Below are 12,868 nucleotides of genomic sequence, written 5' to 3'. Positions count from 1 at the left end.
TTGAGGGCGGTATGATGGAGGGTTATGATGGAACATAAGATTACGAAGATTGAAGTTCAAAAACATAACAAGGATAGATTTAACCTATACATAAACGGCAATTTCTTTGCCGGTATTGATGCAGCGACGTATGTCTATTTTAATTTGAGGAAAGATCTCATATTATCAGATGAAGATCTACGTAATATCGGTGAATATGATGGTTACCGAGTTGCGATTAACAATGCTTTAAACTATTTATCATATAAGAAACGCACAGAATCAGAAGTGAGAAATTATCTCGCAGGCGATGAAGTGCGTAGTGAAGTAATCGAGCGGGTCATTCAGTATTGTAAAGAAAATAAGTATATCGACCATGATGATTATGCGAAGAGTTATATGAATACATTGCTGAACACAACAGATAAAGGTCCTGCAATATTCGTGCAAAACTTAAAGCAGCTCGGCGTTGAACAAGCGATTATAGATAAATATAATGTACAGTTTGAAGGTCTGATCACTTCAGAGCGTATCGATAAGATTGCACAGAAAGTTATGAGAAAATATGAAAAGAAACAATCCGCTAAAATGATTGAACAGAAAATTATTCAAACTCTTATTCAAAAAGGGTATAATTTGGATATTGCAAATGATGTGATGAAAAATGTTAAACTTGAGACAAGTGACCTGGCATTAGATAAAGCATTCGAAAAAACGGTGACCAGACTCGCAAGAAAACATGAAGGTTTCATGCTTAATCAGAAAATTATTCAAAGTTTAATGCAAAAAGGATTTCAGTATGATGATATTATGACAAAGATAAAGGATAGTGGATTAAGTGGAAGAGAAGAAATTGATTGAAATGACGCCGCATGAGTTACAACAGATTACAGCAGATTACAGAGAGCAAGCACGTAAAGCTGAAATGATGGGTATTGTGAATGAATACGAAGTATGGATGCGTAAAGCACTTATTGCAGAAAGCTATTTAGTCGATGCACAGAAAGTACAGCCTGGCAAGGTATATGCGCTCGTAGGAAACGAGCCGGAATACTTTAAGGTAGACCGCGTTAAAGGTGTGTTTGCCTGGGGGTTCAGACTGGGTGGAACACTTGATGAAGAAGGTATCCCGCTTGCATTGCTACAATTATAAGGAGATTGAAAGATGACGAGTGAAATTTTGGTGAGGTTGCTTAATGTTACAAAGTATTTCAGACAAGTCAGTGGTTTTCAGAAGTTCAGAGATTTGATGCTGCCTGAATCAAAGAACCATGTTGTTGAAGTTAAGGATGTAACAATTCATCTCTATCGCGGGGAAATACTTGCTTTAGTCGGCTTACCGAATTCTGGTAAATCCATTATCGGAAAACTTATGGCTAAAGTTGTTGAACCTAACAGTGGTCGTGTTAAGAATGAATATTTAACATTTCTTGCAAGTCATAATCATATATTTGAAGGCAGTACTTCAGTCAGACAACTGATCGAGTCCGTTTTCCTTACGTACAATATGCCGCTTCAATCATACAATGAAAAGCGTAAACATGTGCTCGACTTTGCTGAGCTTGGTGGCAAGGAGAAGTGTTCGATCCAGCAATTAACGATAGAAGAACGTACGAAGCTGCTCGTAAGCCTTGCATATTTTATAAAGCCCGATGTGATTATCTTTGATGAACTTTATCAGTATATGGATAGGGACTTTAAGAAGAAGTTTCATATGGTCATCGATATGTTTAAGAAAGAAAGACGTGCTATCGTGCTGATTGATTCAAATATGGAATTGATTCGAACACGTGCAAACTACATTACATGGATGAGTCATGGGCAAGTAAAGCAATCGGGGGCTCCTGATGAAGTGCTGCCCTTATATCAATCTTATGTAAGTGATTATTATAGTTGCCGTACAGATGAAGAGCGTGAATTGTTTGATCTTCAGATGCGTATGTCACGTAGCCTTAATCACGACAAAGATGAACGGTTAAGTCGTATAAAAAAGTATGGCGGCGCAATCTTTGATGAAAAACTACAGCGTACATTAATATCGACATTGATGTTAATCGCAGGTATTGCAATGATGTTCCTATTGATGATCAATGACATCGGTATGAAGAAAACAGAAGTTGCAGCTGATGAAAAAGGGATTGTAGAGAAAACTGTGGATGAATTTCGTGAAAAGTATGCAATTGGTGTTACGAATAAACCGACCGAACTTCAAGGCGGACAAAAGGTGAAATTACCAGCTGGTAATACTATGACGATTTCTAGTATTGGTGATGAAACATATAAAGTGGATTATCAGAAGAGGACTATGGAAGTTAAGCAGCAGGACATTATATATATTAATCCGGCAGCACTGTATGATGAGTATACAATAAGTGAGCTTGAAGATTATATGTATGACAACTATTCGAACTTCAGGGAATTCTTCAATGGCTACCTCGGGAAGCATCATAGTGTTATCAATAAAGAACTGTACCCTGAAACCAACGATCGATTTAAAATTAAACTCACTAAAAATGAAATCTATCTTCACTTTAATGACTACGATATTATGAATGGCATTAGTTTTCCGATAGTCAATGAAGAAAAGCTGAGACAGAAATTCAATATTAGTACAGAACAATGGATTATTAAATTAGATGATGGCTACGCTATTGCTGACTTCAGCAAAGGCGAATGGCTGATTATACAGATGTAGGTGTTTACATGAATGAAATTTATCTTTCAATAAAATATATTCCGCACACATTAAAAAATGCGTTGCTTGAATTTTATTATAACCAGAAGCTCTATTTATCCTGGCTTGCCTTAAATATTTTTGTAATAGCTGCAACTTTCTTCTATATGAATGTTACGGAGAGTCTTCCGTTAGAACGTATCACAAAAATATGGCAGGTCAGTGGTTATTTAATGTTTATGTGTATCGGTTGCTCGATTTATTATGCGATGAAGATTCTACATACGAGAGGCTATGTACTTAATATAACGAATCTACCGAGTTATGTGCTTATTACAGTACAAATCATGAATTTTATTTTTATATTCATAATTTCTTATATCGTACTGCAGCTTGTTGCATTAGGAAATAAAATTGAATTAACGACAAATATATTTTGTATTCTTTACTTTGTACTGATGACCATTATTTTACTGATGCCTATCTGTACTATAGTCGCACTAGGAGGTCATTTAACCCGTAATATAAAATCGATGATTGTATTGCTCCTGCTTATTATTCTTATCACGTCGCCGATTCTCTGGGTTCCAGGAAACTTGCCAGACTTACTGATGAATATACTGAAACTCAACCCATTCAACTTTGTGATCAATGGAGTACAGGAATCTACGGTGTTTGGCACAAATGCATTTTTTAATCTGCCTTCACAAGTTATTTTTATTTTTGAACTTGTTATGCTCTATACGTGGTTTGATTATTTATTTACGATCTTGAAGGATGAAATTAATATTAATAAAAAAGTCAGTAAAAAAATTGAATCATAGAAAAACCCGAATATCGACGTGTTATTAATAACACGTCGATATTCGGGTTAAATTTTGCTCTTAACGAGCTTACGCTGTAATTTTTCTTCTGAGAATACCCATCCCGTGTAGCTATGTGTGACGCGGTATGCGCTATCCAGGCTGAGAATTGCAACGAATGAATAATGTCCGTTCTTTAAGTAACGTAAATCGATAAAGCGAAGTTCATATCCTGTACCCGTCTCTGTGATTGTATAGCGATATATAGAACTAAAGCTTAAGAATGCACGTAAGTTTCTGTCATGCTTTGCGTGCTGCATCACTACTTTATCTGGTAGTTTCTTACGTACGAACTTATCACTGAAGTGAACACTTCCCTTATAGCTTCTACCGATATAGTCATACTTATCAGTCTGGACAGCAATACGCCATTCAAAGAATCTTATTGTTGGAGCAACAAATGATTTAATGACTGTCTCATCTTTAGGAATACGTAACAGGACGTTCTTCTTAATCATTTGTTGCAGCATACGTCGAATGATATAGTAGACGATAAGGAGTAAGTAGAGACTACCAAACGTAGAGATGGGATTAAAGCCGATATACCATAACAATATTGCAATGATATGTGACATAAATATAATCGGATCAAATGTATTGATAATACCGATTTGTATCCATTTCTTAGTAAGTGGTCGTAACGCCTGAGTCCCATATGAATTAAAGATATCTACAAAGACATGCAGCAATACAGCAATTTGTGCCCACATCCATAGATGGAACGGGGCATCCACTTTAAAAATGAGCATCGCCATAACAGTAAGCACAATTGGCCAGAATAATGTAAATGGTATTGAGTGTGTTATCCCGCGGTGATGAGTGATATATACTGCATTATTACGTAACTTCAGTACGGTATCGATATCAGGTATTTGTGAACCGACCATAACAGTGGTCACAACCGCAGGATACATAGAAGTTACTGCAGGATCGATTGTTGCAAGGCCAGCAAGTGCAACGCCCATAACGACATGAGTGGCAGTATCCATAGTATCATTCCTTTCAAGTTTTATTATAGAACAAATAGAATATAATGATAAATTATTCATGCTTAGAATTTAAATTTTTTTAGAAAGAGGAAAGCAATGTTAAACAAACAGCAATTTTCGCAGCATCTCCTGGATTGGTTTTATAAAAATAAACGAGAGATGCCTTGGAGAGAAACGAAAGATCCATATAAAATCTGGTTATCAGAAGTGATGCTGCAGCAGACACAGGTCAATACGGTTAAACCTTATTATTTGAAGTTTACAGAACGATTTCCTGATATACGGACGCTGGCATCTGCAGAGATTGATGAAGTATCGAAATATTGGGAAGGGCTTGGGTATTATTCTCGTGTACGCAATTTCCATAGTGCAGTAAAAGAAGTACAGGAAAGCTATGATGGCGTGGTACCGAATAATCCTGAAGACTTCTTAAAGTTGAAAGGGGTTGGCCCTTATACGCAAGGTGCGGTAATGAGCATTGCATTTAATCATCAAATACCAGCAGTTGATGGCAATGTCTATCGTGTGTTCTCTAGATTGGATAATGATGATTTTGATATATCGAGCTCATCAGCACGACGTCATTTTGAAGACAAGGTGATGGATGTCATGCCAAAAGCAGCAGGTGACTTTAATGAAGCTTTGATGGAACTTGGCGCGACTGTATGTACACCTAAGGCACCATTATGTATGTTCTGTCCAGTTCAACAACATTGTGAAAGTTATAATGCAGGTACTGTACAGTTAAGACCTGTCAAACTAAAGAAGATTAAAAAGAAGATAGAACATTGGAAAGTGCTTGTGATTATGCATGACGATAAGATATATATTGAGCAGCGACCATCGACTGGATTACTGCAGTCGATGTGGCAGTTTCCGATGTTTAATATCGACACGCATCAAGACACGATTGAAGAACAGCTGAATATGTCGTTATATGTTGAAGATGATCCTTTTATGTCACTTAAGCATCAGTTTACGCATGTGACATGGGATATGGAAGTTTATCGTGCCGTGGCATTAGGTCGTGTAGATGACGCAAAATTTATAGATATAGAGGAGAAGGAACGTTTCAATTTCCCTGTATCGATGACAAAAATATTCAAAAAATATATTGATGAGTTGAAATAGGTTAAATGTGAAAAAAGTTATGTTATAATTTAAAATGCAAATACTAAATATAGGTGGTGTGGAACATGGTCAAAGAATCCATACCAAAAGAAGGCCAGAATGTGCAGATTCAAAGCTATAAACATAATGGGAAAATTCACAGAATCTGGTCCGAAACAACGATTTTAAAAGGAACAAATCATGTCATTATCGGAGGGAATAATCGTACTCTTGTAACTGAGAGTGATGGTCGAACTTGGGTTACACGTGAACCTGCAATCGTCTATTTTCATGCAGAATACTGGTTCAATGTCATCTGTATGTTCCGTGAAGATGGCGTTTATTATTACTGTAACTTATCCTCACCGTTCGTATGTGATAGTGAGGCTATTAAGTACATTGATTACGACCTGGATATTAAAGTATATCCAAATGGTAAGTATCATCTGCTTGATGAAGATGAATATCAGCAGCACATGAAACAGATGAACTATCCCGAAGAGATCGATTTGATCCTAAGGCGAAACGTTGACATTTTGCAACAATGGATTGAAAGAAAGAAAGGACCATTTGCTCCGGACTTTATCAAAGTCTGGCAGGAAAGATTTCATTTTCAAAAGAGAATCAAGGAAGATTAAGGATACGGGGCAGTAATCCTCTTTGTTAAATCCGGACAGTGTGAAGAAAATGTATGTCGTTTTCTGCATTGTTCGGTTTTTTGATTCATTAACAAACAAGAATAATATTGAAGGAGAATAATATGTTAAAGCGCTATATGCAATTTGTAAAACCCTATACGATGCTGATTATCTTGACGATTATTATAGGGATATTAAAGTTTGGAATTCCGTTATTAATTCCATTATTGATTAAATATGTTATCGATGATGTCATCAATAATACATCGATGTCAGTCGCAGAGAAAAAAGAAGCATTACTACAAGCCTTACTCTTATTCGGATTTATCTTCACGGTTATCCGTCCGCCTGTTGAGTATTTCAGACAGTATCTTGCTCAATGGACAAGCAACAAAATACTATACGATATTAGAAAGAAGCTCTATAAGCATCTTCAGGCACTGAGCGTGAGGTTTTATGCTAACAATAAAGTTGGAGAAGTCATCTCACGTGTTATCAATGATGTTGAATCGACGAAAGATTTCATCATCACAGGTCTGATGAATGTATGGCTGGACTTAGTTACGATTATTATTGCACTTGCTATTATGTTTACGATGGATGTCAAGCTGACGCTTGTGTCATTGATTGTCTTTCCATTTTATATGTTCAGCGTCTATTATTTCTTCGGCAACCTGCGTAAACTTACGCGTGAACGCAGTCAGTCGCTGGCAGAAGTGCAAGGATTCCTGCATGAACGTGTTCAAGGTATGACATTGATCAAGACATTTGCTATAGAAGAAGAGGAAAATAAGCGGTTCGATAGACGCAACAAGAATTTTTTGAATAAGGCGATGAATCATACGAGATGGAATGCCAAAAGTTTTGCTGTAATCAATACGATTACAGATGTCGGACCATTGCTTGTAGTAGGCTTTGGTGCATGGCAGGTCATTGGTGGCCACCTTTCAGTCGGTGCATTAGCGGCATTTATCGCGTATCTTGACAGATTGTATGGCCCTTTAAGAAGACTGGTCAGCTCATCAACGACATTAACACAAAGCATGGCGTCGATGGACCGAATGTTCCAGCTCTTTGATGAACCTTATGATATTAAAGATACGAAGAACGCACGTGATATTCAGATCCACCGAGGAGATATTTCATTTAACAATGTTGGATTTAAGTATAACGAAGATGATACAGAAGTATTGCACAATATTAATCTGGATATTAAAAGTGGTGAAACTATAGCGTTTGTTGGAATGAGCGGTGGGGGTAAATCGACGATGATCAGTCTGATACCGAGATTCTACGATGTTACGCAAGGTGAAATCATCGTAGATCATCATCCGATTAAAGATTATACACTGGAAAGCTTACGTACACAGATAGGCATGGTCATGCAGGATAATATTCTCTTCTCTGAATCGATTCGTAATAATATCTTGTTAGGAAAACCTGGTGCCACAGAAGAAGAGATGATTCAGGCTGCGAAACTCGCGAATGCCCACGACTTTATTATGAGTTTACCTGACGGCTACGATACAGAAGTAGGCGAACGTGGCGTTAAGTTATCAGGTGGTCAGAAGCAGCGTGTTGCAATTTCTCGTGTATTCCTGAAGAATCCACCGATTCTTATACTGGATGAAGCGACAAGTGCACTGGACCTTGAAAGTGAAGCGGTGATACAGGAAGCACTAGAGTCTCTATCTCAAGATAGAACAACAGTAATCGTCGCACATAGATTGTCGACAATTACACATGCAGATAAGATTGTAGTGGTTCAAGATGGTGAAATTGTTGAAATGGGTACACACCACGAATTGATGCAAAAGCACGAACATTATTATAATCTCTATTCTATTCAAAACTTAGAAAGTGTTGATTAAGAATTATTTATTTAAATCTATAGTGATTTCAACAAGGTCTATCTGCAAAATTCATTGTTTCCAAAAGAAATGAGTGAGCTGGAAATTGAACGGTCTCTAGTTATGGCAAAGTGATATAGAGTTCCGGAGGAGGCGATTTAATTGGATTTGTCATTTTTGGCATATGATACATTAACAGCAGCACAAGCCTTGCTCGGAAAGTATATCTACACTGAGCAGGATGGTGCTGTTACCGGTGGATATATTACTGAAGTAGAAGCATATCTTGGGGAACATGATAAAGCAGCACATGCATATCAGCTGCGTCGGACTAAGAAGAACGAAATGATGTATCGCGACTTTGGTACGATTTATGTATATACGATGCATGGACATCATTGTATGAACTTTATAACGAAAGATACAGCGCATCCTGAAGGGGTGCTTATCCGTGGAATCGAACCGGTAACAGGAATAGATACGATGATAAAGAGGCGAGGTCGTGAAAATCATCTGACAGACGGACCAGGAAAACTGACACAAAGTTTAGGAATTAAACGAGAACATTACAACGGAACGCGTCTAAATGACGACGGCGTATGTATAAGAGAAGGCAGAACACCGAGAGTAATTACAGCATCAAAGCGTATCGGAATCGATAATAAAGAAGAAGCGGTGGATTATCTCTATCGATTTACTGTAAAAGGAAATCCACACGTATCAAAAGATAAAGTCGTGGTAGAAGAGAATAATGGTTGGCAATGATAAAAGGGAGTGCGATTTCGCACTCCCTTTTATGTTGAACAAATTATAACTCTTCACTATGTTCGATTCTGAATTTCTTATCCTCTTTATGAAACTTATAGAAGCTATGTGTAATACGATCAAGGTGTTCGAGTTTATCACGATAATCAAATAGTGTCCCGATAATTACAAATATATGTTCCTTGCTATATGCATCACTTGGTGTCGTGTTGATCTCTTCAAGAAATGCATCCATGATATTGAGCTTATAAGGTTCGGTTATCCCGGTTTGACAGTCATGTTTTGTAGCGGGCACTTTCTTTGATATCCGCATAAGCAGCTCTTCATGTAGTGTCATTAATTCATCGAGTTCAAATTTAATCTGAACTTTTAGTTCTTCCGGCAAATTAATGACATCATTTTCGTATCTATGCATTTTGCGCAGTACATCATAGGCGCGACGCGTTGCCAGTACAGTCTCTTTAAAGATGATCTTTTTGCGTAGATTCCGAATACTGCCTTTTTTCGTGTATGCACGTTCTTCTTTGTACAAGTTATACTGTTCTTCAAGTTTCTCGATACGACTGCGGATGTTATCTATATCTCTTTTTACTGCATGGAATTCTGTTGAGCCATTAATTTCTAGACGAATCCACTTGAAAATATCACTCGAGATACTCAAACATTGATAATAAATCTTACTTTCGAATTTAGGTGGCAAAAATAATGTGTTCACGACAAACGCACTGATTACTCCAATCATAACGAACGTAAATCTTAAAACAGCAGATTCCAGGAACGCACCGTCCTGGTGGTCCATAATAATGAGCTGAGTGACTACAGCAAGACCTGTAACATGTGAAAGGTTGACTTTCTGTAATATTGAAATCAGCATGATAGAAGTAATGCCGATAATGACGATATGAAAACCAAATAAAGAAGCCATGATTATTGCAAGTACAGCACCTATTAAGTTTCCTTGAAATTGTTCAATAATCGTTTTAAATGATCTGTACACATTGGGTTGCATTGCAAATAATGCTGAGATGCCAGCAACGATAGCGCCTTGCCCATTGATTTGATGTGCGATTAACAAGGCAACGATAATAGCAATTCCAGTTTTGAATATACGTGCACCTAATTTCATATTTTGACCTCATTTATTTATTCGTTAGTACACTTATACATGACATTGCATATTTTTTCAAGCTACATTTGTTTGAAACTGTTTTCAACTGCGATTAGTGTATCTTGAATATCTTGCTCGGTATGCGCGATAGTAATGAACCATGCCTCGTATTTAGAAGGTGCAAGGTTGATTCCTTGATGCAGCATCAGTTTGAAGAATTTGGCGAAAGCTTCTCCATCGGTAGCTTCAGCTTGTTCATAATTCTCTACTTTTTCATCTGTAAAATAAATTGTCATTGCACCTTTAAGACGATTAATATTGGCTTTGATACTATATTTTTCAATCAGTTCATTCATGCCTGTCTCGAGCATCTCACCAAGCTTATCCAGATAATCATAAGTGCCTTCAGCCTTGATCACTTCAAGTAGAGCGATACCTGCCTGCATACTTAATGGATTGCCTGCCATCGTACCTGCCTGATAAGTTGGACCAAGAGGCGCAATATGTTCCATGATATCCTGACGTCCACCGTATGCCCCAATCGGTAAGCCGCCACCAATAACTTTACCGAAAGCTGTCAAGTCAGGTTTTACACCAAGCATGTCTTGTGCACCACCATAGCAGAAACGGAATGCAGTGATAACTTCATCATAGATAACAAGCGCCCCGTGACTATGTGCCACTTCATTCACTGCTTCAAGAAATCCAGCGTATGGTTCTACAATACCGAAATTACCGACGATTGGCTCAACTAATACACCTGCAATCTGATCGCCGAAGTGATGGAATGCTTCTTTGAATTGTTCTATATCATTAAATGGAACCGTAATTACTTCTTGTGCCACACTCTTTGGTACGCCTGCCGAGTCCGGAGTACCAAGTTGTGATGGGCCACTGCCTGCTGCCACAAGTACTAAGTCTGAATGGCCATGATAGCATCCTGCAAATTTAATAATCTTATCTCTGCCAGTATATGCACGCGCAACACGAATCGTTGTCATCACAGCTTCCGTACCTGAGTTAACGAAGCGTACTTTTTCTAATGATGGGATTGCTTCTTGCAGCATTTCAGCAAACACAACTTCGTGTTCTGTTGGAGTACCATATAATACACCACTTTCAGCTGCACGCTTAATGGCTTCAGTAATGTGAGGATGCGCATGACCTGTAATAATTGGGCCATAAGCTGCAAGATAATCAATATATTTATTACCGTCCACATCATAGAAGTAAGCACCTTCACCACGCGCCATCACTACAGGCGCACCGCCACCAACTGCCTTATAAGAACGAGAAGGTGAGTTAACACCTCCAAGGATTGCCGCATTCGCACGATTTTGTATTGCTTCTGAATTACTAAAGTTCATTTTATCGACCTCTTTTGTTTTGTATTTTCGTCTACTATACTATCATATACTTATACAATATTTGAGGATGGAGTGTTATTTATGTTAGAAAAGGGAATGTTATTACCTGATTTTAAGATGGAGAATCAAGATGGGGAAATCATTACAAATCAAGATCTGTTCGGTAAAAAGACAGTTTTATACTTCTATCCGAGAGATAATACACCAACATGTACAACTCAAGCGTGTGATTTCAATGATAATCTAGATGTACTTAATGCACTGGATGCACAAGTATATGGTATAAGTGGAGATAGTAAAGTAAAGCATACGAATTTTATTAATAAGCATAATCTGAAATTCGATTTGCTAGTAGATGAAGACTATGGTTTTTCAAAGCAGCTAAGTATATATAGGCTCAAGAAGTCGTTCGGTAAGGAATCAATGGGCATTGTCAGAACAACGATTATTCTTGATGACGATACACGAATCATTGAAGTCTTTGACGGTGTTAAAGTGAAGACTCAGATGGAAGATATCAAAAAAGTATTGCAAGGAGAAAAATAGATGAACATTATTTCGAATGTAAAACTTGGAGAATTATTGAATAATCTTATAGCACAGTACCCTGAGCATTCATTTAAATCAATAGCGCTAAAAGATATGACTGACGAAGCTAAGAAAAGTATGGATATATTAATCTCACATGACAGACAAGTGGATGAAGCATTTCTCTCACAATGCCCGAATTTAAAATGGATAGCATGGTATGCAGCTGGAGTTAACAAGCTGCCACTTAAAACAATTAAAGAGAGAAATATGATATTAACGAATGCACGTGGCGTTCATAAAGTACAAATCTCAGAGTATATATTCAGCTATATTATGACGGACTACAAAAATGTATTAGAATATTACAAATTACAACAGGATAAAGGCTTTAAAACAGACATTAGACACAAAGAACTGTTCGAGCAGACCATCTGCTTTATCGGTACAGGAGAAATCCCGTCGTATGCTGCACGTATTGCACAAGCATTCAATATGAAAGTAATTGGTATCAATACAACAGGGCAAGATATAGCGTATTTTGATGAAGTATATGCGATTGATGAACGCCTACACGCATTTGAACAATCAGATATAATTGTCAATGTATTACCGGAAACAGAAAGTACGATAGATCTACTTAAACAAGAAGATTTCCAGGCGATGGGGAGTGACGCACTGTTTATTAATGTAGGTAGAGGTACAGTAGTTAAAGAAGATATACTGATTCAGGCATTGACAGATAAAGTCATTAGATTCGCATGCCTAGATGTCTTTTATAACGAACCCCTTGAAGCGGAGCATCCACTATATAAATTAGACAACGTGATTATGACACCACATATAACTGGACTGAGTACCCATTACAATCAACGTGCTACAAATATCTTTGTTGATAATATGAATATGGGAATTGATAATAAACGTAACTTCAAGAATCTGGTAGACTTAGACAAAGGGTACTAAACTAGGTATTTGACAATAAGGAAAATTAAGA

13 protein-coding genes are annotated in these 12,868 nt (G+C 37.4%); 10 read left to right on the top strand and 3 right to left on the bottom strand.

The window, feature by feature from the left end:
- Positions 1-27 precede the first annotated feature (27 nt).
- From recX to QA539_RS08510, 4 genes are read left to right on the top strand one after another with little or no spacing between them, the layout of a single operon-like run.
- Positions 28-840: a recombination regulator RecX gene (gene recX, locus QA539_RS08525; protein ID WP_219492976.1), complete on the top strand. Its 813-nt coding sequence runs from the start codon at positions 28-30 to the stop codon at positions 838-840.
- Positions 818-1,132 (top strand): YfhH family protein, encoded by a 315-nt coding sequence (locus tag QA539_RS08520; protein ID WP_219492975.1) that lies wholly within the window; start codon positions 818-820, stop codon positions 1,130-1,132. The genes recX and QA539_RS08520 overlap by 23 nt, the downstream gene beginning before the upstream one ends.
- A 12-nt stretch (positions 1,133-1,144) precedes the next feature.
- Complete coding sequence (locus tag QA539_RS08515) at positions 1,145-2,674, top strand: ABC transporter ATP-binding protein (RefSeq protein WP_219492974.1); 1,530 nt, start codon at positions 1,145-1,147, stop codon at positions 2,672-2,674.
- Positions 2,675-2,682: 8 nt separating this feature from the next.
- Complete coding sequence (locus QA539_RS08510) at positions 2,683-3,477, top strand: hypothetical protein (RefSeq protein ID WP_219492973.1); 795 nt, start codon at positions 2,683-2,685, stop codon at positions 3,475-3,477.
- Positions 3,478-3,524: 47 nt separating this feature from the next.
- On the opposite strand, the gene QA539_RS08505 is transcribed toward QA539_RS08510, so the two are convergent.
- On the bottom strand, positions 3,525-4,505 hold the full coding sequence (locus QA539_RS08505; protein ID WP_219492972.1) for a metal-dependent hydrolase: 981 nt from the start codon (positions 4,503-4,505) through the stop codon (positions 3,525-3,527).
- A 96-nt stretch (positions 4,506-4,601) separates the two neighbouring features.
- On the opposite strand from QA539_RS08505, the gene mutY reads away from it, so the two are divergent.
- From mutY to QA539_RS08485, 4 genes are all read left to right on the top strand, one after another.
- Positions 4,602-5,636, top strand: coding sequence for an A/G-specific adenine glycosylase (gene mutY, locus QA539_RS08500; RefSeq protein WP_219492971.1), 1,035 nt, complete (start codon positions 4,602-4,604; stop codon positions 5,634-5,636).
- Positions 5,637-5,701: 65 nt separating this feature from the next.
- Positions 5,702-6,253: a nucleoside tri-diphosphate phosphatase gene (ntdP, locus tag QA539_RS08495; RefSeq protein WP_041636159.1), complete on the top strand. Its 552-nt coding sequence runs from the start codon at positions 5,702-5,704 to the stop codon at positions 6,251-6,253.
- A 122-nt stretch (positions 6,254-6,375) separates the two neighbouring features.
- Positions 6,376-8,124: an ABC transporter ATP-binding protein gene (locus QA539_RS08490; protein WP_219492969.1), complete on the top strand. Its 1,749-nt coding sequence runs from the start codon at positions 6,376-6,378 to the stop codon at positions 8,122-8,124.
- Positions 8,125-8,265: 141 nt separating this feature from the next.
- The gene (locus QA539_RS08485) at positions 8,266-8,868 is read left to right on the top strand and encodes a DNA-3-methyladenine glycosylase (RefSeq protein ID WP_219492967.1); all 603 of its coding nucleotides are present in this window, start codon (positions 8,266-8,268) and stop codon (positions 8,866-8,868) included.
- A 43-nt stretch (positions 8,869-8,911) separates the two neighbouring features.
- On the opposite strand, the gene QA539_RS08480 is transcribed toward QA539_RS08485, so the two are convergent.
- A complete protein-coding gene (locus QA539_RS08480) occupies positions 8,912-9,994 on the bottom strand; it encodes an FUSC family protein (RefSeq protein WP_219492965.1) in 1,083 nt (360 codons plus the stop codon).
- A 62-nt stretch (positions 9,995-10,056) separates the two neighbouring features.
- Positions 10,057-11,343 (bottom strand): glutamate-1-semialdehyde 2,1-aminomutase, encoded by a 1,287-nt coding sequence (locus tag QA539_RS08475; RefSeq protein ID WP_419895064.1) that lies wholly within the window; start codon positions 11,341-11,343, stop codon positions 10,057-10,059.
- An 81-nt stretch (positions 11,344-11,424) separates the two neighbouring features.
- Between QA539_RS08475 and QA539_RS08470 the strand changes: the two genes are divergently transcribed.
- Both QA539_RS08470 and QA539_RS08465 read left to right on the top strand, forming a co-directional pair.
- Positions 11,425-11,889, top strand: a complete 465-nt coding sequence (locus QA539_RS08470) for a peroxiredoxin (protein WP_219492962.1) — start codon at positions 11,425-11,427, stop codon at positions 11,887-11,889.
- The gene (locus QA539_RS08465) at positions 11,890-12,837 is read left to right on the top strand and encodes a phosphoglycerate dehydrogenase (RefSeq protein WP_419895063.1); all 948 of its coding nucleotides are present in this window, start codon (positions 11,890-11,892) and stop codon (positions 12,835-12,837) included.
- Positions 12,838-12,868 lie beyond the last annotated feature (31 nt).

This window comes from Macrococcus psychrotolerans (genome assembly GCF_038095555.1).
Classification (GTDB): domain Bacteria; phylum Bacillota; class Bacilli; order Staphylococcales; family Staphylococcaceae; genus Macrococcoides; species Macrococcoides psychrotolerans.
This window is presented reverse-complemented; position numbering and strand designations above follow the sequence as displayed.

Bases quoted from the DNA above. Each gene is read 5' to 3' on its own strand.
- recX (WP_219492976.1), top strand. From the start codon at position 28: ATGGAACATAAGATTACGAAGATTGAAGTTCAAAAACATAACAAGGAT.
- QA539_RS08515 (WP_219492974.1), top strand. From the start codon at position 1,145: ATGACGAGTGAAATTTTGGTGAGGTTGCTTAATGTTACAAAGTATTTC.
- QA539_RS08510 (WP_219492973.1), top strand. From the start codon at position 2,683: ATGAATGAAATTTATCTTTCAATAAAATATATTCCGCACACATTAAAA.
- QA539_RS08505 (WP_219492972.1), bottom strand. From the start codon at position 4,505: ATGGATACTGCCACTCATGTCGTTATGGGCGTTGCACTTGCTGGCCTT.
- mutY (WP_219492971.1), top strand. From the start codon at position 4,602: ATGTTAAACAAACAGCAATTTTCGCAGCATCTCCTGGATTGGTTTTAT.
- ntdP (WP_041636159.1), top strand. From the start codon at position 5,702: ATGGTCAAAGAATCCATACCAAAAGAAGGCCAGAATGTGCAGATTCAA.
- QA539_RS08490 (WP_219492969.1), top strand. From the start codon at position 6,376: ATGTTAAAGCGCTATATGCAATTTGTAAAACCCTATACGATGCTGATT.
- QA539_RS08480 (WP_219492965.1), bottom strand. From the start codon at position 9,994: ATGAAATTAGGTGCACGTATATTCAAAACTGGAATTGCTATTATCGTT.
- QA539_RS08475 (WP_419895064.1), bottom strand. From the start codon at position 11,343: ATGAACTTTAGTAATTCAGAAGCAATACAAAATCGTGCGAATGCGGCA.
- QA539_RS08470 (WP_219492962.1), top strand. From the start codon at position 11,425: ATGTTAGAAAAGGGAATGTTATTACCTGATTTTAAGATGGAGAATCAA.
- QA539_RS08465 (WP_419895063.1), top strand. From the start codon at position 11,890: ATGAACATTATTTCGAATGTAAAACTTGGAGAATTATTGAATAATCTT.